20 protein-coding genes and 1 pseudogene are annotated in these 20,525 nt (G+C 54.3%); 4 read left to right on the forward strand and 17 right to left on the reverse strand.

The features are described from left to right. Nucleotides 1–266: 266 nt before the first annotated feature. From QZL71_RS11065 to QZL71_RS11090, 6 genes are all read right to left on the reverse strand, one after another. Nucleotides 267–1,262, reverse strand: coding sequence for a PLP-dependent cysteine synthase family protein (locus QZL71_RS11065; RefSeq protein WP_294648791.1), 996 nt, complete (start codon nt 1,260–1,262; stop codon nt 267–269). Between the two features lie 24 nt (nt 1,263–1,286). Beyond that, complete coding sequence (locus QZL71_RS11070; RefSeq protein ID WP_097778866.1) at nt 1,287–1,796, reverse strand: carboxymuconolactone decarboxylase family protein; 510 nt, start codon at nt 1,794–1,796, stop codon at nt 1,287–1,289. Between the two features lie 361 nt (nt 1,797–2,157). Next, nucleotides 2,158–2,982 (reverse strand): purine-nucleoside phosphorylase, encoded by an 825-nt coding sequence (locus QZL71_RS11075; RefSeq protein ID WP_294648793.1) that lies wholly within the window; start codon nt 2,980–2,982, stop codon nt 2,158–2,160. Between the two features lie 165 nt (nt 2,983–3,147). After that, a complete protein-coding gene (locus QZL71_RS11080; RefSeq protein WP_294648795.1) occupies nt 3,148–3,948 on the reverse strand; it encodes an ADP-ribosylglycohydrolase family protein in 801 nt (266 codons plus the stop codon). Between the two features lie 14 nt (nt 3,949–3,962). Further along, nucleotides 3,963–4,622 carry a vWA domain-containing protein gene (locus QZL71_RS11085; RefSeq protein WP_294648797.1) on the reverse strand — a complete coding sequence of 220 codons (660 nt, stop codon included), beginning with the start codon at nt 4,620–4,622 and terminating at the stop codon, nt 3,963–3,965. A 90-nt stretch (nt 4,623–4,712) separates the two neighbouring features. Next, complete coding sequence (locus tag QZL71_RS11090; protein ID WP_294648799.1) at nt 4,713–5,744, reverse strand: macro domain-containing protein; 1,032 nt, start codon at nt 5,742–5,744, stop codon at nt 4,713–4,715. A 111-nt stretch (nt 5,745–5,855) separates the two neighbouring features. On the opposite strand from QZL71_RS11090, the gene QZL71_RS11095 reads away from it, so the two are divergent. Then, a complete protein-coding gene (locus tag QZL71_RS11095; protein WP_363912688.1) occupies nt 5,856–6,737 on the forward strand; it encodes a DUF5131 family protein in 882 nt (293 codons plus the stop codon). Between the two features lie 255 nt (nt 6,738–6,992). Here QZL71_RS11095 and QZL71_RS11100 read toward each other — a convergent pair whose 3' ends face one another. From QZL71_RS11100 to QZL71_RS11140, 9 genes are all read right to left on the reverse strand, one after another. Further along, entirely contained in the window at nt 6,993–7,445 is a 453-nt protein-coding gene (locus QZL71_RS11100; RefSeq protein ID WP_005946299.1) for an aminoacyl-tRNA hydrolase, read from the reverse strand. Nucleotides 7,446–7,457: 12 nt separating this feature from the next. Further along, nucleotides 7,458–8,045 carry a pentapeptide repeat-containing protein gene (locus tag QZL71_RS11105; protein WP_097779531.1) on the reverse strand — a complete coding sequence of 196 codons (588 nt, stop codon included), beginning with the start codon at nt 8,043–8,045 and terminating at the stop codon, nt 7,458–7,460. An 87-nt stretch (nt 8,046–8,132) separates the two neighbouring features. Then, complete coding sequence (locus QZL71_RS11110; protein WP_294648801.1) at nt 8,133–8,909, reverse strand: HAD-IIB family hydrolase; 777 nt, start codon at nt 8,907–8,909, stop codon at nt 8,133–8,135. Then, complete coding sequence (locus QZL71_RS11115) at nt 8,894–9,355, reverse strand: DUF523 domain-containing protein (RefSeq protein ID WP_117535089.1); 462 nt, start codon at nt 9,353–9,355, stop codon at nt 8,894–8,896. Before QZL71_RS11115 ends, QZL71_RS11110 begins: the two co-directional genes overlap by 16 nt. An 85-nt stretch (nt 9,356–9,440) precedes the next feature. Then, complete coding sequence (locus QZL71_RS11120) at nt 9,441–9,698, reverse strand: helix-turn-helix domain-containing protein (protein WP_294648803.1); 258 nt, start codon at nt 9,696–9,698, stop codon at nt 9,441–9,443. A gap of 418 nt (nt 9,699–10,116) precedes the next feature. Continuing rightward, nucleotides 10,117–10,494 carry a desulfoferrodoxin family protein gene (locus QZL71_RS11125; RefSeq protein ID WP_294648806.1) on the reverse strand — a complete coding sequence of 126 codons (378 nt, stop codon included), beginning with the start codon at nt 10,492–10,494 and terminating at the stop codon, nt 10,117–10,119. A 105-nt stretch (nt 10,495–10,599) separates the two neighbouring features. Continuing rightward, complete coding sequence (locus tag QZL71_RS11130; RefSeq protein ID WP_294648808.1) at nt 10,600–11,325, reverse strand: MerR family transcriptional regulator; 726 nt, start codon at nt 11,323–11,325, stop codon at nt 10,600–10,602. Between the two features lie 309 nt (nt 11,326–11,634). Next, nucleotides 11,635–12,963: a 6-phospho-alpha-glucosidase gene (locus tag QZL71_RS11135; RefSeq protein ID WP_120080779.1), complete on the reverse strand. Its 1,329-nt coding sequence runs from the start codon at nt 12,961–12,963 to the stop codon at nt 11,635–11,637. Between the two features lie 53 nt (nt 12,964–13,016). Beyond that, nucleotides 13,017–14,612, reverse strand: a complete 1,596-nt coding sequence (locus QZL71_RS11140; protein ID WP_120080781.1) for a PTS transporter subunit EIIC — start codon at nt 14,610–14,612, stop codon at nt 13,017–13,019. 264 nt (nt 14,613–14,876) lie between these two features. On the opposite strand from QZL71_RS11140, the gene QZL71_RS11145 reads away from it, so the two are divergent. Then, a complete protein-coding gene (locus QZL71_RS11145) occupies nt 14,877–15,629 on the forward strand; it encodes a MurR/RpiR family transcriptional regulator (RefSeq protein WP_294648810.1) in 753 nt (250 codons plus the stop codon). A gap of 121 nt (nt 15,630–15,750) precedes the next feature. On the opposite strand, the gene QZL71_RS11150 is transcribed toward QZL71_RS11145, so the two are convergent. After that, on the reverse strand, nt 15,751–17,736 hold the full coding sequence (locus tag QZL71_RS11150; RefSeq protein WP_294648812.1) for an FAD-dependent oxidoreductase: 1,986 nt from the start codon (nt 17,734–17,736) through the stop codon (nt 15,751–15,753). 154 nt (nt 17,737–17,890) lie between these two features. Here QZL71_RS11150 and QZL71_RS11155 point away from each other — a divergent pair, with 154 nt between their 5' ends. Further along, nucleotides 17,891–18,772: a LysR family transcriptional regulator gene (locus tag QZL71_RS11155; RefSeq protein WP_294648814.1), complete on the forward strand. Its 882-nt coding sequence runs from the start codon at nt 17,891–17,893 to the stop codon at nt 18,770–18,772. 120 nt (nt 18,773–18,892) lie between these two features. Here QZL71_RS11155 and QZL71_RS11160 read toward each other — a convergent pair whose 3' ends face one another. After that, the gene (locus QZL71_RS11160) at nt 18,893–19,819 is read right to left on the reverse strand and encodes a replication initiator protein A (protein WP_294648816.1); all 927 of its coding nucleotides are present in this window, start codon (nt 19,817–19,819) and stop codon (nt 18,893–18,895) included. 159 nt (nt 19,820–19,978) lie between these two features. Between QZL71_RS11160 and QZL71_RS11165 the strand changes: the two are divergent. Further along, nucleotides 19,979–20,299: pseudogene (locus QZL71_RS11165) on the forward strand (recombinase family protein); the annotation flags it as partial. Nucleotides 20,300–20,525: the final 226 nt, after the last annotated feature.

Here is a 20,525-nt window from a genome sequence, read left to right on the forward strand (position 1 = left end):
TTTTCATGGAAAACAGTCGGCATAAGCATAAATCATTCCTCCAATCCCGGCGTTCGGGTCGGGGCAAAAAATCTGAAGCGTCCATTCAGAAGGGCTTTCCGGGGAGCCTAGCGGCTCTCCTTTTGCCCTTCCTCCTGAGCACGCCACTGTTATAGCACCGTTCATTAGCAGTGTCAATAGAAGAGTGCTAAAATTCATGAAAGAATAATACTTTTATAAAATCCTATGCAATCTTTTCGAAATTCAGTCGCATCATCGTGTTTTTATCATTTCTGCCGGTACATCGGCGTAGACAGATATTTCATGCCGTTGTCCGGGACGATGACCACGATGTTCTTTCCCTGATTCTCCGGTCTGCGGCCCACCTGCACCGCTGCGTGCAAAGCCGCTGCTGCCGATGTGCCCAGAAACAGTCTTTCCGCCCGCAGCACCTCATGGGCCGTTTCGTAGGCTTCCTCGGCGCGGACATTGATGCACGCATCGCTCCAGTCTGGCCGCAGATAGTCGGAAAGTGCGCTTTCCGGCACATCATACGCCGGCAAAACGCCATCTATGATCTGCGCATCCGGGTGCTCCGGGGTCAGGCGGGAGTCCGGATGGGGCTGCACCAGAACCACTTGCAGATCCGGGTTGCGGCTGCGCAGATAACTTGCTGTGCCAAAACCCGTGCCGCCGGTGCCCGCCATGCAGACCAGAATATCCACATGGCCTTCTGTATCCTGCCAGATCTCCGGCCCAGTGGTGCAGTAATGCGCCTCGGGGTTCGCCGGGTTTGCCGCTTGATTGTTAAAGTAAGCTCCGGTGCGGCGGCAGTAGGCTGCGATCTCATCCAGCGTCGCCTCCCGCTCTGGCTCCTGCCAGGGGTGGGTGCGCTTCGTCTCCGGACGCTCCCCGGTGGCATCTTTGTAATCCAGAAGCCGTGCCCCGTAGGCCAGCAGCATCAGCCGCCGCTCCAGCGAGGCACCCCGCTCCAGAAAAATATCCAGTTTGTACCCACGCTCTGCTGCAAACGCGGCCAGACCGATGCCGGTGTTGCCGCTGGTCTGCTCCACGATGGTACCGCCGGGTTTCAGCAGTCCGGCTTCTTCCGCAGCATTGAGCATGGAAAGCGCAGCCCGGTCTTTCACACTGCCGGTTGGGTTGAAGAACTCCAGCTTTGCCAGCAGGTGCGCCCCGCACTGCTGCTGCCGCTCAAAGCGGTCCAGCTCCATCAGCGGGGTGCGCCCCACCAGTTCCTCGATGGAATGCACCAGTCCTGCCATTGCTCTCCCCTCCCGATTTTCGGCTCAAACCAGCTTGTCCGGCGTCACATCCAGAATGTCGTTAAAGTAGTTGTTGGCGATCATCATCACGCCCATCGCCGTGATGACCACGATCTCTTCCTCCGTAAAGTTTGCCTTCAGCTTTGCAAACAGCTCTTCCGGCACATGCTTGGGGTCCTCTGCAATGGCCTGACCGTATTCGATCAGGATCTCCTCTTTGGGAGTGAATGCAAAATTCTCAAAGTCGATGCCGTTTTTCTTGAGCAGATTCTGGAAGTAAATGCTGCACACAAGGCAGCCGTTTTTCTGGGAAATAGCATATTCGTAAAAATCGGCTGCACGCTTGCCGATGAGCCGCTGCAGTTCATCATCCAGCGCATAAGAACCGGCCTCCACAGCATTGAATGCCGCTGCATTGTGGAGCAATGTGCGCTTTTCTGCGGTCAGAGCGTGGCCGTCCGCCAGATGGTCTGCAATGATTTTCTGGATCGCTTCCGGTGCAGTTTCCGGGTTGATTTCGCTGATTCTGGGCATAACAAAACCCTTCCTTTCACTTTTTTGTTCGACGAATTGCCTGTATCATATGCCCATTTACATACCATGTCAATAGGTATATTACTTTTCACAGCAATTTTTCAGCAAAAAGTGATCAGAAGGGTTGTTTTCTGCACGCCTGTTTCATATTTTTGACTGCTCATCCAGCACCCAAGGCCAGCACTGCATTGCGGACGCACTCCGGGCAGGGGCACAGCACCGTATCGGCCTTGATGCCCTTCAGGTCTTTGCAGATGGTCGCACCGCGTTTTTCCTTGACTGCCTGTACCAGCTACGGGGCGTTCCTCTGCCGTCCGTAGCGATGCTCGGAAATTTTGATCGATGGCTTTCAATATCTTTTTTACTCCATTCTCTGAATCACCGCACCCAGCCATCGGCACAGGGTATCGCCTGCCTGATTTGCGATCTCCAGCACGCGGGCGTGGCTATGCTTGACCGTCTGGATGCCGGTGGCCATGTTAGTGATGCAGCTGACGGCCAGTACCTTCATGCCCATGTAGTTGCAGACCATGGTTTCCGGCACGGTGCTCATGCCCACGGCATCGGCTCCCATCCCCGCAAAGGCGCGAATTTCAGCCGCCGTTTCATAGCAAGGGCCCACAAAGCCCATGTAAACGCCCTCCTTGTAGGCAATGCCCAGTTCATCGGCGGTCTGCTTGGCAAGGTTCCGCAGTTCCAGACTGTAAGGTTCGGTCATGTCCGGGAAGCGGGGGCCGAAGCGCTCATCGTTGGGGCCAATGAGGGGGTTCGTGCCCATCATGTTGATGAAGTCGGTAATGAGCATCAGGGTGCCCGGCGCAAACTCCCGGTTGATGCCGCCGCAGGCGTTGGTCAACACCACCTTTTCCACGCCCAACAGCTTGAACACATAGAACGGGTAGCAGACTTCCTTCATGGAGTAGCCCTCATAGAAATGGAAGCGGCCTTCCATGGCGTAGACTTCCGTGTCCCCCAGCTTGCCAGCCAACAATGCGCCTTTGTGTCCTGCCACCGTGGATACCGGGAAGTTGGGGATATCCTTGTAGGACAGTTCTTCCGTGTCCGTAAAGTCCGCGGTCAGCTTGCCAAGGCCGGAGCCCAGCACCACCGCGATCTTCGGGCGCTTTTTCGTGTGCGTCTTGATATATTCCGCACTTTCCAGTGCCTTTTCATAAAGATGTTCCATACCGTTCTCTCCTCTTCCCAAAAAATTCGATATACTCTCTGGGTTCAGTATATCGGATTTTTCAGGCCGATGCAAGACGCCCTTCATCGAATCTTATTAAAAACCAAAGAGCAGATACTTCACATCACGAGTGTGTTGTATCTGCTCCTTGGTTCTCCGAATGTCTTATCTCTGGCCGATGTTCCACCGAAACAGCTCATATCCTTCCCGGATATCCTCCGGCAGACGTTTCAAAGTCTCGTCCCGCAGTTCCTGCGGCATCCCGTAAAAAGCTTCGGCAATGCCGCCGGTGATGCAGGCAAGGGTGTCGCTGTCGCCGCCCAGAGAGACCGCATTGCGAAGTGCATCCTCAAAACTGACGCTTTCCAGAAAAGCAATGATTGCTTCCGGCACAGTTTCCTGACAGGTCTCCACATGATGATAGGTCGGCCGAATTTCATCGCAGGTACGGTTCAGGTCATAACCGAAGGTCTGCTCCACATATTGTTTGATTTCCGGCTTGCTGTGGCCGGTACGGGCCAGAAAAATCACTGCCGCCGTGGCCTGCGCGCCTTTGATGCCCTCCGGGTGGTTGTGGGTGACTTCAGCGGTCACTTTTGCCATTTCCAGCGTTTTGTCCAGCGTATCGAACAGCCAGCCCGCTGCTGACACCCGCATAGCCGAGCCGTTGCCGAAACTGCCATAGGGCTTCGGATTTTCTGCGTGCAGCCACCGGCGGAACATCCCGCCGTAACCGGCATGGGGATATTCACGGCCCCAGAACCGCATTTCATGCTGCACTGCACAAAATGTTCTCTCCGGCAGACCCCTTCCGTCAATCAGACCAACTGCCACCGCAGCGGTCATGACGGTATCATCGGTGAAGTGCGATTTCTCGCTCAGCAGCGGAAAATCCTTGTGCTTGTAATTGTTGTGGTCAAATTCATAGGGACTGCCCACGATGTCACCCAAGATTGCTCCTAACATGGCTGTTTCCTCCCTTACCCGTGATGCCGCTTCTGGAAATCAGCTTCGATTTGTTCTTTCCACTCTGCGCCGATGGACGCGCAGCAGGGTGCCTCCCGCATCCGGGAAACCGTCTCGCTGACAACGTGGTAGTTGACCGCCACGCCCTGTTCGTCATTCTCAAACCGCACAGCCCGGTCGGACGAGATGCCGAAGCGGGCAGCTTCCTTCACGGCGTCCATGTTGGCACCGAGGAACAGGAACTCCCAGCCGTATTGCTCTTTTTCCCGCTCGATCATCCGGCGGATCTTCTCATAGCTAAACCGTTTGCTGGCGTTTTCCAAGCCGTCCGTGGTAATAACAAAGATGACCTTTTCGGCGCGCTCACTCTCCGGCAGATGGCGCTGGATATTCACCATCTTTTCCATGCCATAACCAATGGCATCCAGCAGCGCCGTGCAGCCCCGGACGTAATAGTCCTTTTCGGTCAGCGGCGCAACAGCCTTCAGCGGAAAACGGTCGTGCAGCAGCTGCACCTCATGGTCGAACAGGATCGTGGTCACATTGGCCTCGCCCTCCTGCTCCTTCTGCCGGGTCAACATAGCATTGAACCCGCCGATGGTATCCTGCTCCAGCCCGCCCATGGAGCCGCTGCGGTCAAGGATAAAAACAAGCTCGGTAAGATTTTTCTTCACAACAATGCCCTCCGTTTTGTGGTGTATCGCTTTCGTTGGCAAAAGGATACCACAAACCGGAGGGCAAAAGGTCAACGGGCAGGCGACAAATTACGCTCCCAGCTGTTCCTGATCGTATTCAAACAGCAGCGTATTGACCTGATTGATGTTATAGATTTTGTGTTCCAGGCAATACCGCACGATCCAGTCCCGCTTGGAGCCATCCGAAAAGGCATAGCCCGCGCTCTTGAGCAGGTCGATGGTTTCATCTTCGGACAGGTGCAGCCCCACCGCAAAGGCCAGCACGGTTTTCTTTTTAGGGTTGTAGTCGCGATTGCACTGAATTTTGGAGAAATGCTGCCGGGAGATGTTGGACTGCTTGTACACGGTGGAGTCTTTCAGCCCCCGCTCGTCAATGAGCCGCAGCAGCCGGGTGGTGAAGCTCTCGCCAAGGTTGTCCATCAGGCTTTCCAGACTGCGGGCTATCCTGAGTGCCGCGGCGGGTGCCGGAACTGCACCTAGCATCGGCACGGCGGCATCTTCTTCCAGAAGCCTCCGCCGCTCTGACAATTCCCTGCGCCGACGGCCAAATCCGTAGCTTTCATCGTTCTGTGCTACATAGTGGTCGTCAATGTACTCCTCCACCGAGGCGAACAGCTTCCGGCTCACGGCCAGCGAGTCCCGGTCGTAAAGCACCAAATACACGGTCAGGTCGTGCTCCATGACGTACTGTGTGATGGTGTCCACCGCAATGCGGAAGGCCTGTTCCTTGGGGTAGCCATAGTTCCCGCTGGACAGCAGCGGGAAGGCCACGCTTTCGCAGTGGTACTTTGCGGCTAATTTCAGTGCAGAGTGGTAGGCACTGGCTAATTGTTCTGCTTCGCCGAACCCGCCGCCGTGCCACGCTGGGCAGACTGCATGGAAAACGTACTTTGCTGGCAGACCAAATGCCGGAGTACACACGGCTCTGCCCAAATCGCAGTGGCCGATGGCTTCACAGGCGGCGGTCAGTTCCTGCTCCCCTGCCGCCTGATAGATGGCGCGGCTGGTGCCGCTGCCCTGCAAAAGGTTCCGGTTGGCCGGGTTGACAATGGCATCCGCTGCCACTTTGGTGATGTCGTTGCGGATCATCAGAAACGGCATGGTGGTTCCTCCCTCACATGGTTTTCTTCATCCTATCACATCCGATGGGGCGGCGCAAGGGGTGCTCTTGTTTCCTGTCCGCGCAGCTATTATAATAGGTACAGAAAGAAGGTGAGCTTCCTGCACGACATCTGGAATCCATGGCACGGCTGCGTCAAGTGCAGCGAGGGCTGCCAGAACTGCTATATGTACTTTCTCGACCGGATGAGGGACCAGAACGGAGCCGAGATCTACAAAACGAAAAGCGGCTTTTCCTACCCGCTCCAGAAAGACCGCACCGGACACTACAAAATCCAGAGTGGTGAGCAGATCCGGGTCTGCATGACCTCGGATTTCTTCTTGGAAGAAGCCGACCCGTGGCGGTCTGAGGCGTGGGACATCATGCGCCAGCGCAGCGATGTGGTGTTTTTTCTGCTCACCAAACGGCCGCAGCGGGTACGGGAGTGCCTGCCGCCGGACTGGGGCAGCGGTTGGGACAACATCTTTTTCAACGTCACCTGTGAAAATCAGCGCCGCGCCGATGAGCGCATTCCCATTCTGTTTGACCTGCCCTTCAAGCACAAGGGCATCATGTGCGCGCCCTTCATCGGGCCAGTAAGCATCCGGCAGTACCTTTCCGCCGGGCAAATCGAGCAGGTCATCTGCGGCGGCGAAAACTACGATGGTGCCCGCCCCTGCAATTTCGATTGGGTCAAGTCTCTCCGGCAGGAATGCGTGGATGCCAACGTGACCTTCTGCTTTATCGAGACTGGCACTGTGTTCATCAAAGACGGTAAACGCTACCACCTGCCCAGCAAGCAGCTGCAAAGCCGGATGGCTTATAAATCCGGTATGAACTTTCAGGGAAGGCCCATCCGTTTTGACCTCGTGGACGACTGGGGCTACCACATCCCGCAGGAAGATCTCTATGTGCCCCATTTCCGTACAAACTGCGAGACCTGTGGCAGCAAACTGATCTGCAACGGCTGCAGCGATTGCGGAAAATGCTTATAAAATAAAGGAGTTCTATGAAGAACCAGAAGAAAAATCGTTTCCCCGCAGAGTTTTTCTCTGGCTGCTGGCCATTTTGCTGGCCGTCTGCGTTGCGTTCGGCGTTTACGTCAGCGACTACTACCACACAGACCCCGCCGCCGAGGACGCGCTGGCGGCATGGATGAATCTTCAATAAAAAGCAAAATATCCCGACCATTTTCCTGCAAATCACAGGAGAATGGCCGGGACTTTCTTTCGTATTCCGTAAATCAGGAATCAATACAAATGAAATTTATGGCTGATCTGGTGTGCAATTTCATCCGGCAGCGGGCGGAAACCGATGCAGGTCAGGGTCATGCCTTCTCCGTTTTCATCAAATTCTTCCGGCTCCAGCTCGGTGTGGCAGGCATCCCGGATAAGGAAGAAGTCTTTGTTTTCCACAAGGCCCAATTCCTCGGCAATTGTCTTTGCTTTCAGCAGTTGATTGCGGTTCTTTGCCCCGCAGATAGTTTTGGTAAAAGAGCCATCGAACCATTCTTCATAGGTTGCTTTCTCCAACATGATTTCTGCCCGATAGCCGGTAATTTCTCCGTCTTTCTCGATGGGTTCCACGCCCTGTCCCATGCCGATGGGGTCGGTGAGGAACGCCAGCGAAGCGTGGCAGCACTGCGCCGCCAGCTTGCCAGGCGACATCTGCAGATCTTTTCGTGCAATGATGAGTTGACGCATTTTTTCTCCTTCTTACGACAGCTTGATCTTCAAATCTGCCAGCAGATTCACCGCTTCCGGCAGGGAAAATTTCGCATCCTTCAGGCGGCTGCCCAGAATGTCCACCTTATAGCCTGTAGCATCCCGGAAATCCGCCTTGCGCAGGTCACACTGGTAGAATTCCGTTTCGTGAAGTTCCACTCCCTTGAAATTCGCCAGCTGCATCTCGCATTTGGCAAACATGGAGCCGACAATTTCGTTGCCATCCGAAAAGTCGAAGCGGTTAAAGTTCATTTCGGTGAAGGTGTTATATTTCAGACTGCACTCTTTCAGCGTGTGGATAGGGTCCGGGAAGGCACCGTTGGACATCAGCGGTGCCCACTCAATTTCATTCAGGCGGCAGTCCTCAAAATCCAGCGATTGCACCGAAGAATGGGTGCTGCGCAGACCCGTGATCTCACACCGCACGAATTTGCACTCGTTCAGCGTGGTATGATCCAGTTCGCATTTGGTAAAGGAGCAATCCACAAACACGCAGTCGGTAAAGTCGCAATCCTCAAAAGCCTCCTCGGTGAACGACAGGTCAGCAAACCGTTCACCCTCACAATAACGCTCTGTCATAAAATTCTCCTGTCAGCGCAGTTCTTCCAGCAATGCCGTGCAGCTTGTATCGTATCATTTCAAATTTGGAACGTGCGTGTTCCAAATTTACGCTCGCTTCAAGAACTCCCGCAGCACATCCTCTGGGCGGGGTGTATGGTTCGGGTACTTTTCCCGCAGCGGTGCGGCGGCACCATCCATAATGTAGGGCACACCCACAATGTCCAGCATCGACACATCGTTATAATTGTCGCCAAAAGCCATCACATCGGCAAGGGCAATGTCCAGAGTCTTGCAGATGCTGTGCACACCGATGCCCTTGTTGGCAAAGGTGGTGTCGATCCAGTACGGCCCTGCCACAGCGCAGTTCGCCTCTTTCCATCGTGGGACAAACCGTTCCGTGTAAGATTCTACGCCTTCGTGCAGATACACCGATACTTTTGTGATCTCCTCCGGCACCTCGGAAGGGTCATGGATGATTTGATAATTGTTCCCGATGAACTGAATACGCTTGAGCATTCCCAGACCCCGCTCCATCAGGTATGCAGTATTCTGACCGGAAAGCATTACCTCGCCCTGCCCGTCGCTGCGGGTCCACAGGTCGTTGGCGATTTCTTCGGCCAATGCACGCGGCATCGGATTCTTGGCGATGCACTGTTCGTCCTTATAGATCACGCCGCCGTTTTCGCAGAGAAACACACAGCAGTCCGCCACCGGTGCAAAGAGCTTGCGCAGGCTGGTATACTGCCGACCAGATGCCGGGCAAAACAGAATGCCGCGCCGATGCAGCTCCCGTATCTGCTCAAAGATCTCGTCTTCCAGTTTCTTTTTGCCGTATTGCAGCAGCGTACCATCAATGTCGCTGCAAATCAGTCTGATTGACATTTTCCGTCCTCATTTTTCAAGATAATTTTAGGCAATTCCCCGGCATCCAGAACACGGACGCCTTCGTCCATCAGCATCTTGGCAAAAACACCCTGTCCGGGAATCTTTGTCCCGGAAAACGTTCCATCGTAAATTTCCTTCACGCCGCAGCTGGGGCTGCGGGATTGCAGGATGGCAAGCTCCACCCCATTTTCTTTTGCAATGGCAAGGGCTTTCGCTGCACCTGCCCGGAACTCCCGGTCCACATTGATGCCCTCTTTGTTCGTGACAACGCCCTGCACGATTTCCGCCGGGCACCGCGGTGTGGGCAGGCCGCCCAAAACCTCCGGGCAGACCGGAACCACCTGATGCCCCCGCGCAAAATCACAGACCGCCTGATTGTAATTGTTTCCGCCGCTGTATTTGCAGTTTTCGCCCAGCAGGCAGGCGCTGACCAGAATCTTCATTGTTGCGCGCTCCGTTTTTCAGATACTGAATCTTTTACCTATTCTACCACGCTTTTGGGCATTGAAAAAGAGGATTTTGCTTTTCCTATCCCCATACCGGGAGATCCTCCGTAATCTTTTCTAATTCCTGTGCAAGAAACGTCAGCCTTTCCCTCAGATGGTTGTTATGCGATGCATCTCCGTTCAGCAGATAGTCCGTTCTGACATTCAGGCAGGACGAAAGATCCTGCAGCAACTCAATCGAGCAGCAGCGGCTTCCCGTTTCAACTTTTGCAAGATGGTTCGCACTAACGTTCAGCATTATACTCAACTGTTCCTGTGTAATCCCCTTCTTTTTCCGCAAATCGCGGATACAAATTCGACTTTATTTCACAAAAGCGAATTTGCTCATAAATTACCACAGAGTATTTTTTCCGTCAAGTCCTTTTTGCGGCGGAACGTGACAAATTCACACAACAAACTCACAAGAATGAATATCTGCACTCGAATTACACATATTTCACTATAAACTCGTTTCAAAAACATCAATATGTCTTAGTTTACAGCGCAACCATATCAAATTTTCTACGTTTTTCACAGGTCTCATTTTCACGATTCCACGCAAAAAATTAAACGCTATCAGCGTTTAACAAACGCATATAATGTGCCTACTCATTTTATCCATCCCATTTATACACAGTTCCGAACCAAAAGAACCGCATAAAGTTCTCATCAAAAAACAGGGAGTGACATCAAATCACTCCCCGTTTGCATTGATTGTATCAGAGTTTCGTCATCCAGAGCCCATGCAGATTGCAGTATGCGTAAACGGCCACCGGCTTTTCACTTCCCAGTTCAAACACCGCGTTGGGAGCCTGCCCCGGATTCAGATAGCGGATCTGCCCGCCGTTCTCAGTCTCCAAAAAAATCCACTGGATATAGTGAACATCCGCCATGGGGTGCTCTACCGCGCCCACTGTGACCGTAAGACAACTGCCGGAAAGCTCTGCCACCGGCAGATGCTTCTCGCCGCTGGCTTCCACCGTGTTGGGAACCAGTTCTTTCATTTTCTCCCCGCAGCAGACCAGCGGAACGCCTGCGTTATGGATGGTAGTGACGAGGTTGCCGCAGTGATTGCAGATGTAAAACTTTGCCTTCATATCGAAATCCTCCATTGGAATGTTATCGGTGTGTTTCTTTTATCTATATGATAACATTTCCTATTTATGATTTCTGTGACTGAATCACGCAAAGCGTTTTTGGGCTCACTTGCAATAAATCTCAATGGCTTTCTGCGCAAATTCTGCGGCACCGGCACCGCCGGCAGCATTGATGTTTTCCGTAAATGCTCCGCCTGCCCCATACATCTGCCCCAGCTGATTCAGGATCACCTTGGAACAGTTATAGTAGTGCTCTGTGATAAACTCCTGCAGCTTCTTCACCTGTGCCTGCACTTCAGAGTCCGCCGGGTCTTTGCTCTGCATCCCGCCGAATGCCGCCACGATGTCCATCAGTTGTCTGCTCATGTCCTTAACCTCTTTCTCGGTCTCATGGGCAGTTTTTTCCTCAAACTCTTTGTATTCCGGCGTTTCGCCCCATTCCTTTTTGGCCTGCTCGGTATACTTTTTGATCTTCTGCGTATCAAATGCGGTAAAGTCCATAACCATTCCTCCTGTGGATCGAATTTTCTGCGCAAGGCCGATCAGATTTTCAAGATGCTGCTTTTTCAATGTCAGAAGTGTGATCTGCTGTTCCAGTGCTTTCTGCCGGTCAAAAGCAGGATTCTCCACGATTTTCCGGATGTCCTTCAGCGGAAATTCCAGTTCCCGGAACAATAAGATCTGCTGCAAACGTTCCAGCGCGGCATCGTCATACAGCCGATAGCCTGCTTCGGTACGGCCCGCCGCGCGCAGCAGACCGATTTTATCGTAATACTGCAGGGTCCGGATGCTCACTCCGGTCCGCTTGCTCACTTCGTTCACTGTCATCATCTTGCTGTCCTCCCTTGCGACAGCCACAGTATACGCTATGACGCTGCGTCAGGGTCAAGAGGTTTTCTGAAAAATTTTTCAGCCTTCCCTCTGCTCCACGATTTCCAGACTAGCAGTCCGCCAGCTGCGTAGCATCCTCTGCTGTGCCGGAATATATCGGGCCTACATTAAAAAACTTCTTCGATTCCTCTGACTTGTAAATATGACAGCAAAAAAACTCCCCGGCATCCTTCTTGGAAGGAATGCCGGGGAGGCGTTCAATGTTTTATGGGCTCAGTTGTCCGGTATCAGCCGCTGACGAAGTACTTATCAGTGCAGCTCCGGCCAGTAAGCCTTGTTGGCAACGATCATATCGTCCAAGATCTTCTTGGCGACCAGCAGGCTGGGCACGGTCTTGGACAGAGTAAAGGCCATCAGTGCCTTCTCGTAGGAGTGCTCCACAGCGGCATCCACGATCAGCTTCTCCACAGCCTCCTGCTGCTCGATCAGACCCTTGTAGAAGGTGGGAATCTCGCCCACACGCACGGGTTCCGGGCCGCGGTCGGTGATATAAGCGGGAATCTCCACCATGGCGTCGGAGGGCAGGTTCTCCACAGCGCCGTTGTTCTCCACCATGACCAGATAGCGCTTGCGCAGGTCGAAGGCAAGGCTCATGGCAACGTCCACGATGAACTCGCCGTGCACACCGCCGAAGAACTTGGTCAGGTCTACGTCCTTACCGGCACGATAATCTGCCACAGCATCAAAGATGCGCTTCTCGCGGCCTTCCATGACCTCGTTGGCACGGGTGTGGTTGGGATCGCTGCTCTTTACAACTTCATCGCCCAGCAGGTAGTACTGCATATAGGTGTTGGGCAGATAGTCATGGAAAGCAGAGCAGATGTTCTTGGCGTTTGCGTAGGTGTGCAGCCAAGACGGATCGCTGTGCAGCACATCGCTCTTGGCGTTCTGGGGCATATAGCCGTGCTCTGCTACATAGCTCTTGAGCTTCTCGGTCACATCCTCGCCGTTCAGGCGCACCTTGGTGAACCAGCCGAAGTGGTTCAGACCAAAGTAGTCCACTTCCAGATCATGACGGTCGCACTCCAGAATCTCGGCCATGTTGCGCTCGATGGCAACCGGCATATCGCAGATGTTCAGGATACGAGCCTTCGGGCGCAGACGGAAGGTTGCCTTTGCCACGATGGCAGCGGGGTTGGAGTAGTTGACGATCCAGTAGGTGGGCTTTGCGTACTTTTCGCAGTAATCGATCAGCTCCACCATGGGGTAGATAGTACGCAGGCCGTAAGCCAGACCGCCGGGGCCGCAGGTCTCCTGACCCACAACGCCGTACTTCAGCGGGATCTTCTCGTCCTGCTCACGCATAGCGTACAGGCCGACACGCATCTGTGCAAAGATGAAGTCGGCATCGGTCATGGCAACTTCCGGGTCGGTGGTCAGGGTCAGCTTCAGTTCCGGGTCGAACATTTCCACCACATGGCGGACGATGACACCCACAGCCTCCTGACGCTCTGCGTTGTTATCGTAGAGCACCAGCTCATTCAGCTTGAAGCGATCCTTCTGCACCAGCAGGCTCTTGACGATGCCGGGGGTATAAGTGCTGCCGCCGCCGGCGATGACCAGTTTGAACGTTTTCATAAGGCAAGCCTCCTATTATAATGTTTTTTGTATGATGAATAAAAGCGGATATCTTATTCTGCGCGGCCAAGGTAGCTGTCCACGATGGCACGCATCTTTCCCACTTTGGGGCCGTAAATGATCTGGATGTTGTTGCCCTTTACCACAAGACCTGCGGAGCCGGTGGGCTTGAACCACTCCTTGTCCTTGACCAGAGCGGCATCCTTGACCTGCACTCGCAGACGGGTCATGCAGTTATCGGTGTTCAGGATGTTCTCTGCACCGCCCAGTCCTTCCACGATATGGGCTGCGGTCTGTGCATCGTTTGCGCTGGCAGCAGTCTTTTCGGCTGCGCCGCTGCGGATCTGTTGCTTGACAGCAGCTGCGTTTGCAGCAAGGTCGGTGACTTCTTCGCCGTCCTCACGGCCGGGGGTCTTGAGGTTCATCTTCACGATGAGGAAGCGGAAAACGAGGTACATTACCACGATCTCCACCAGACCCACCAGCACATACAGCGGCCAGCGGGTGCGACCGATACCGGCAGGCAGGTTCAACACCAGAAAATCAATGATGCCGTTGGTGGCGCAGACCCGGATGCCCACAAGGTAAACGATCATCTGGAACAGACCGTCCAGAACCGAGTACACCAGCCACAGCGCGGGAGCTGCAAACAGGAAGGTGAATTCCAGCGGCTCGGTCACGCCCACCAGACAGGCGGTAAGGGTAGCCGGGATGATCTGTGCCTTGGTGGCAGCCTTCTTCTCCTTTTTGGCGGTGGAGATGAAAGCCATTGCCACGCCGATCACGCCGAAGGTCTTCATCAGACCGTAGGTCAGAAAACGTGCGGAATCCCGCATCATTGCCACGCTGGGGTCACTGAGCAGGGCAAGGAACACAGGCTTTGCGCCAACGATCTGCTCACCGCCGATGATCATGCTGTCGCCCAGTGCGGAGTAGAGGAAGGGCGACCAGACCAGATGATGCAGACCCGTGGGGATCAGCACGCGGTTCAAGAAGCCGTACAGGAACACACCGAACGCGCCTGCACTTGCCATGACACCGGTCAGGGCGTTGATACCCGCCGCAGCCACAGGCCAGACGTAGCTGGCAACCACCGCCATGACCAGAACGATGGGCAGCAGCACCACAAAGACGAACTTGCTGTTGCCGTACATGGCCATGGCACCTTCAAACTCGGTGTCGATGAAGCGGTTGTGGACCAGCGCCACCACCACGCCAAGGATCATGCCCAGAAATACGCCCATGTCAGTAACGTGATAGCCGAGGCAGATGGTCTGACCGGTGCCGTACAAAGCGCTTGCCGTATCACCGGCGATGGTCAGTCCTGCCACATCCAGCCAGCGGGAATTGGCTGCCAGCCAGACCAGATAGCTGACCAGTGCCAGAAATGCCGCATCTGCCTTGCGCTTTTTGGCAAGGCTCATTGCGATGCCCACGCAGAACAGGATACCCAGATTGCCAATGACTGCTCCAACGCCGCCATTGATGAATTTGCCGAGGGTCCAGACAACACCGCCCTCTGTCACCAGTGCCGTGTTGCTCATGACCGAAGAAATCGCCTGCAGCATACCCGCAATGGGCAGGAACAGAACGGGGCCCATCAGAGCTCTGGAAAAGCTCTGCATAGCATCCATAACTTTTTGTTTCATTGGTGTTCTCCTAACGTTCCATGAATCTCTCTTTTCAAATTGTCTCTTCGTTTCGGGGGTGCACCTTACCGTTTCGATGGCTTGATTATATCACTCTGCACAAAAAAATCTACCGAATTGGACTTTTTTTGAACTTGTTCGCAAAAGCTGAAACATGTTTCGCTTTCATGTTGGATACATCGAAATGTTTATTGACAAAATACGCGATTCAGCGTATACTTTATGGAATCAAGCCGTTCTTTGATTCGAAAATCGGAGTAAAATATGAAACACGACCTTTATAAACTGGCAGATCAGCACCATCTGAATGCCAACGAGCAGCAGCTTTTGCAGGCGGTGCTGGAAACCGCAAAAAACGGCGGTCAGTGCAGCGTGCGAGAGTTTGCAGCGCAGAATTATACCTCCCCCGCGGCCGTGATCCGGCTGAGCAAAAAGATGGGCTATACCGGCTACACCGATATGATCTACCGCATCGGTTTTCTGATCCAGAACGAGATCGACAACAAAAACCACGCCTCCGACATCACCGCCTTTATCGGGGGTATCCCAGAAGAAAAAATACACCGCTTTGTGGAGCTGCTCCACGCCAACCGGCAAAAGCCCATCCTTGTGACAGGCACCGGGTTCTGTGCCCCTTTGCAGGAATTTATGGTGCGGAAGCTGCTGGTTCTGGGCTACTGCGCCATCGGCTCCAACAGCTATGAGGTCTACGAAAGCGGTGCACTGAATGCCGGGCTGGTCATTGCCATCAGCAAGAGTGGAAAGACTGGCACCATCCTGAAGCCGGTACAGGATTCCTTTGCACAGCACCGGAGCATCATTGCCTTTGTGGGTGCCGACAATTCTCCCATCGCCCGCTGTGCAGACCCTGCCTTTGTGCTGCTGGACGACAAGATGCTGGACGACCGGAACCTTACCGCCAACTATTTCTATGCGCGCGTGCTTATCACCTTTGAATATCTCATGGATCTTGTTCTGGAGAAGGACGAGCATCCGAACGGAAAAGAAGGGCAGTGAGCGGTTTTCACGCCTGAGAATACATTTTCTTCTCCGCATTCATCAGAAAAGCCGCCCCGGCTAGACCCGGAGCGGCTTTTTCAGGTGCAGATATAATTAGAAGAGAAGGAAAACGTTGTAATCAGATGCCTGCGGCAGCGTTCTGACCGGCAAGGCGGCCGAAGGTGGCACTGCGGCCTGCGGCGGCACCTGCCATCAGGCTGGGATAGCTGCCGGAGAAGTAGTTGCCGCTCATGTCACCAATGACATACAGACCGGGAATGGCCTTGAAGTCCTGATCAATGGCGTGCATATTGTCGTCGATCTGGATGCCGTCGATGGTGCAGATCAGATAGCCGCCGGCCTGACGGACGCCGTAGAAGGGTGCCTCGCTCAGGGTGGAGAGGCGGTAGTTCTCCTTGCCGTAGTCCTCATCCTCGCCCTTGGCGGCCAGCTCATTGTAATGGTCCACCGTAGCGGTAAAGGTCTCCTTCGGCAGACCCAGCTTGTCGGCCAGCTCCTCGATGGTGTCGGCCTCCACGATGTAGCCCTGATCCTGCAGGTCGGCGTTCATTGCCTGCACATAGTCCATGGGGAACACCGGGTTGGTGCCGTTGACATGGGGATACAGACGGCTGCAGCCATGGGTGGCGAAGTGCTCGCAGTCCTCGGCATACTTGCTGTCCCACACGGTGCAGTAGGTGTGGTAGGGCTGGCTGGCGGCAGCGTGCAGCACCAAATCGTAGGGCATATACTCGTTCATAAAGCGTTCACCCTTCAGGTTCACCTTCAAGAACGGCTGGCTGCCCATCCAGAAGAGGGCACCATCGCTGGCCTTGCCGTACTCGCCGGTCTGGTCCGGCTTGATGGCACCACGGTCGAAGATCATGGAGGTGTGGGTGGTGTCCATGATGGCACCAGCCCACAGGCACGCCTTGATGCCGTCGCCCTTTGCGCCGGGCTTGGAGTAGTTGACGCAGGTCTGCTCCACGCTCTGGGGCTGCAGGGCGTTCATCATGGTCTCGTTTCCGCTGTAGCCGCCGCAGGCGAGGATCACGCCCTTGGAAGCGTTGTAGCGCACATATTCATCGTTGGCATTCTTGGCGATGAGGCCGGTGACGCGGTCTCCGTCCTTTTCCAGCTTGACCATGGTGATCTCGTACTGCACTTCAAGGCCGTCTGCCTCAGCGTGCTTCAGCACGGCATCCATGGTCAGCTGCTCGCTGTATTCTTCGCCATACTGGGTGCTGTGGCCGACATCCAGAACCTCGTAATTGTCACCCTCGTGCTTTTCGTCGATCTCGTGGCGGAAGTCGATACCGCTTTCGGCCAGAACATCCGTGAACCAGTCCATGGTCTCGCCGCTCTTATCGGCCCAGACCTGTGCCAGACTGCGGCGGGTGTATCCCTGACTCCAGTTGCACAGGTAGCGCACGGCGTCCTTCTTGCTCACGTCGTCGCCGTCCTCCTGCTGCTGCTTGGAGCCGCAGGCTGCCAGCGTATCCCGGATGCCGCTGGCCATATCGTGACCAAACTTCTCGATGAGGATGGTCTTGGCACCAGCCTCGGCGGCAGCGGCGGCAGCAAAGCTACCGGAAGAACCGGCGCCCACCACCAGAACCTCGCAGTCCACGGTCTGCTTGATATCGCTCTCGGCAATCTCCGGTGCCTCACCCAGCCAGTCGGCGGTAGAGGAGGTCTCCTCGGTGGACTGCTGTGCAGGGTTGATGGCACCGCCGCTGGCCTGCTGGATGCAGTCTGCCACAGCGTTCTGCACGGCCTTGCTGGTGACGGTTGCACCGGTCACGCCGTCGATCTGGCTGGTCTGGGCGTTCATGATCTGCTCAATGAGCTTGTCCTTGGCTGCAACGCCGATGCTCTCGGTCTCGCCGGAGAGGTCCAGCTCCACCTTGGTGATGGTGTTGGCATCAAAGGTGACAGTGGCGGTGATCTCGCTCATGCCCTTGGCAGTAGCGGTGTAGGTGCCGGGGGTGTAGATACCGGTTGCACTGGAAACGCCGGAGGCGCTACTGGCTGCATTGCAGGCAGCCAGACCGGCAGCGGTCACGCCGCTCATGGCAGCAGCTGCTGCGATCTTCAGAAATCCTTTACGGGAGATCTTTTCCATAATAATTCCTTCCTTTTCTTGCTATATCCTTCGTATCGACAAAAATCCATTGCCGTTCTTGTTAAAAGTATCACATTTACAAACAAAGAAAAAGAAGATATAATATCCTTATAAGTATCAAGTAAAACTTGCGTTTTGCAAAAAGGAGCACATCATGACCATCCAGCAGCTGCGCTATTTTCTGGCGCTGTGCGAAGATTTGAATTACACCCACACCGCCGGGCGGATGTATCTGTCCCGGCAGGCCTTGCGGCTGAGCATTGCTGCACTGGAAGAAGAGCTTTGCGGCAAGCTGTTTGTCAACAACCGCAATCATCTGGCTCTTACTGAAAAGGGTGAGCGGTTCCGGGCACAGGCTGCGCCGGTGGTGCAGCAATTCAATGCCCTGTGCCAGCAAGCTTATCAGGACATCCAGTCTGCACCGCTGCGGCTGGGCATCAGCGTGGCACTGGTTCCGGACTATCTGCCCAATCTGGGGGAGGTGCTGGAAGCATTCCGGCAGCAGTACCCCGGCATCCCCTTGGAGCTTACTTCCCTGTCCAACGATGAAGTGCCGGTGCAACTGCAACGGGGCGCACTGGATGCCGGGCTGGTGATGGACCTGGGCGGCTGTGCTGCGGGGCTTGCACGCACCGCCCTTTCACAGCATACCGCCGCCGTCATGGTCTGCCGCAGCAGCCCTTTCTGGGAGCGAACGCATATTACACCGGCAGAGCTGGACGGGCAGACCCTGCTGGTGCCCGGCTTTGCCCCGGATGCCCTGGCACCGCTGTGGCAGGCACTGCGGGAGAGCAGTGCACACCCACAGCTGGAGCTGGTCGAGCAATTTTATCAGGTACTCTACCGCACGCAGGAGCAGAATTGTGTATCTCTGAACCGTTTCGAGAAATCTTCCAGCAACCAGATGTCCAATGTCCGGGATGTAATATTAGACGGTCTGCCGCCTATTTGTGCCGGATTCCTCCGTCCCCAAAAACAACACAACGCCTGTGCGGAGCTATTGTGCCGCTTTTTGCAGGAGAGGTTGAAGTTTTAAAAAAGAGTGACAGCATTTCGCTTTGAACACTGCCACTCTTTTTTGTATTATGAATAACATCAAAACGACCACGTTTTTCTTATCATCCTTCATCAGCGCGAGCGATGGTTGATTATTTTATCAGCTTAATCCAGAGAGTGACCGCATTACAAGGTCAATATCCTGATTTTCCAGTTCCTGAATGATGTGCAGGTAGGTTTTCTGCGTTGTTGTCATGCTGGAATGCCCCAGCCGCCTTGCCACGCTTGCAATAGATACACCTGCAAGCAGAAGCACCGAAGCGTGGGTATGCCGCAGACCATGTACCGAGATAACCGAGATCTTGGCCCGGTTGCAGTGCCGTTCCAGAACATTCAGCTTCATGAATCGGCTGCGCACGACCTCCGCGGGCTTGTCATCCCCTGCCACCCGCAGCATTCTGCGTTTCGAAGAGCAGGTATCCACCAGAAGATTCACGATTTGATCGATGGTATCCTCCTCATCCGGGCAGACCCGGAGCAGCAAGTCCACCTCCAACGACTGCATAAAATACGCTTCCAGCCGTGTGCGCTCATCCGGTTCGCTTTCCGCATCGGAAGAGAAATGATCAGGTTCACTCCCCTCGGTTTTATTCCACTCAGTCTTATTTCCTCGTGATTTTGCCGCCTCCGGCTGCGCTGAATCCGCGGCACCGGAACCGTTCTTTTCGCGATTCCGGAAACGCGGGTCTGCAAAGTTTTTGACGTAAATCAGATTTGGTTTTCCCAGCCCGCGCCGTTTGCGCTCAATCAGTCCAAACTTTTCCAATTCCCGGAACAGTTTGGTAGCCTTGTTGTCTGCGCAGCCCAGTGCATCCATCACTTCCTGCACAGGAAAAATGATATACACCCTTCCCTGCTCATCCAGCCATCCGTTTTTCACCGACAGCCCCATGCGGTCCAACAGGATGCCGTACAGCGTTTTGGCATCAGTGGACAGGTCCTTGAATTTTATGTCCTGAAATAAAATTTTGGGCACCCGGAAATACGAGAACATCTCGCCCGACTGCCCATAGAAATAGTCAAACATCCTGACTTCCTCGCTTGTTCTGCCTTGTCACATCCTTGACACCTCCGTTCGTAGTATGATGAAATATGTATGACTATCGTTATTTTTCTTTACAAAGATGGCCTACCATGCTACAATAGCCACATCTACGGCCACCAGACAACAGGAAAGGAGTATCTTATGGCCAAAACTGCCGACACCATTGCCATCTATTCCCGCAAATCCCGCTACACCGGCAAGGGCGAAAGTATCGGAAATCAGATTGACCTCTGCCGCGAATATATCCACACTCACTACGGCGATGCCGCCGCGGAACATGCCGTTGTCTTTGAGGACGAGGGCTTTTCCGGCGGCAACCTGAACCGCCCGGATTTCAAAAAGATGATGACTGCGGCCAAGGACCGGAAATTCAAGGCCATTGTGGTCTACCGTCTGGACCGCATCAGCCGCAACATCAGCGACTTTTCCAGTCTGATTGAAGAACTGGGACGGCTGGGCATCAAAACAAAAACCGGGCGTTCGTTCACCCGGTTTTCCATCAAGTTTATTTTGCAGAATCCTGTCCACCTGATTGCATACAAGGACGCTTATCAGCATTTTGTGGACAACGAAGCAGCGTTGTTCTCCCCGGAGTCCGGAAAAAAGGCAAGCCCTCCTTCATAAATTACAGTAACCGTTTATGATACTATGGGGAGGGGTCGGCATGTTTTTATCTCTTCTGCAATTT

Origin of the sequence: uncultured Faecalibacterium sp., from assembly GCF_900066275.1 — a bacterium.
GTDB lineage: Bacteria > Bacillota > Clostridia > Oscillospirales > Ruminococcaceae > Faecalibacterium > Faecalibacterium taiwanense.

Coding starts and splice junctions, on each gene's coding strand:
- QZL71_RS11130 (WP_294648808.1), bottom strand. CDS start 11,325: ATGATGACAGTGAACGAAGTGAGCAAGCGGACCGGAGTGAGCATCCGG.
- QZL71_RS11110 (WP_294648801.1), bottom strand. CDS start 8,909: ATGTCAATCAGACTGATTTGCAGCGACATTGATGGTACGCTGCTGCAA.
- QZL71_RS11105 (WP_097779531.1), bottom strand. CDS start 8,045: ATGACAGAGCGTTATTGTGAGGGTGAACGGTTTGCTGACCTGTCGTTC.
- QZL71_RS11080 (WP_294648795.1), bottom strand. CDS start 3,948: ATGTTAGGAGCAATCTTGGGTGACATCGTGGGCAGTCCCTATGAATTT.
- QZL71_RS11090 (WP_294648799.1), bottom strand. CDS start 5,744: ATGCCGTTTCTGATGATCCGCAACGACATCACCAAAGTGGCAGCGGAT.
- QZL71_RS11070 (WP_097778866.1), bottom strand. CDS start 1,796: ATGCCCAGAATCAGCGAAATCAACCCGGAAACTGCACCGGAAGCGATC.
- QZL71_RS11100 (WP_005946299.1), bottom strand. CDS start 7,445: ATGCGTCAACTCATCATTGCACGAAAAGATCTGCAGATGTCGCCTGGC.
- QZL71_RS11150 (WP_294648812.1), bottom strand. CDS start 17,736: ATGGAAAAGATCTCCCGTAAAGGATTTCTGAAGATCGCAGCAGCTGCT.
- QZL71_RS11065 (WP_294648791.1), bottom strand. CDS start 1,262: ATGGCAGGACTGGTGCATTCCATCGAGGAACTGGTGGGGCGCACCCCG.
- QZL71_RS11145 (WP_294648810.1), top strand. CDS start 14,877: ATGAAACACGACCTTTATAAACTGGCAGATCAGCACCATCTGAATGCC.
- QZL71_RS11115 (WP_117535089.1), bottom strand. CDS start 9,355: ATGAAGATTCTGGTCAGCGCCTGCCTGCTGGGCGAAAACTGCAAATAC.
- QZL71_RS11135 (WP_120080779.1), bottom strand. CDS start 12,963: ATGAAAACGTTCAAACTGGTCATCGCCGGCGGCGGCAGCACTTATACC.
- QZL71_RS11125 (WP_294648806.1), bottom strand. CDS start 10,494: ATGAAGGCAAAGTTTTACATCTGCAATCACTGCGGCAACCTCGTCACT.
- QZL71_RS11155 (WP_294648814.1), top strand. CDS start 17,891: ATGACCATCCAGCAGCTGCGCTATTTTCTGGCGCTGTGCGAAGATTTG.
- QZL71_RS11140 (WP_120080781.1), bottom strand. CDS start 14,612: ATGAAACAAAAAGTTATGGATGCTATGCAGAGCTTTTCCAGAGCTCTG.
- QZL71_RS11075 (WP_294648793.1), bottom strand. CDS start 2,982: ATGGAACATCTTTATGAAAAGGCACTGGAAAGTGCGGAATATATCAAG.
- QZL71_RS11160 (WP_294648816.1), bottom strand. CDS start 19,819: ATGTTTGACTATTTCTATGGGCAGTCGGGCGAGATGTTCTCGTATTTC.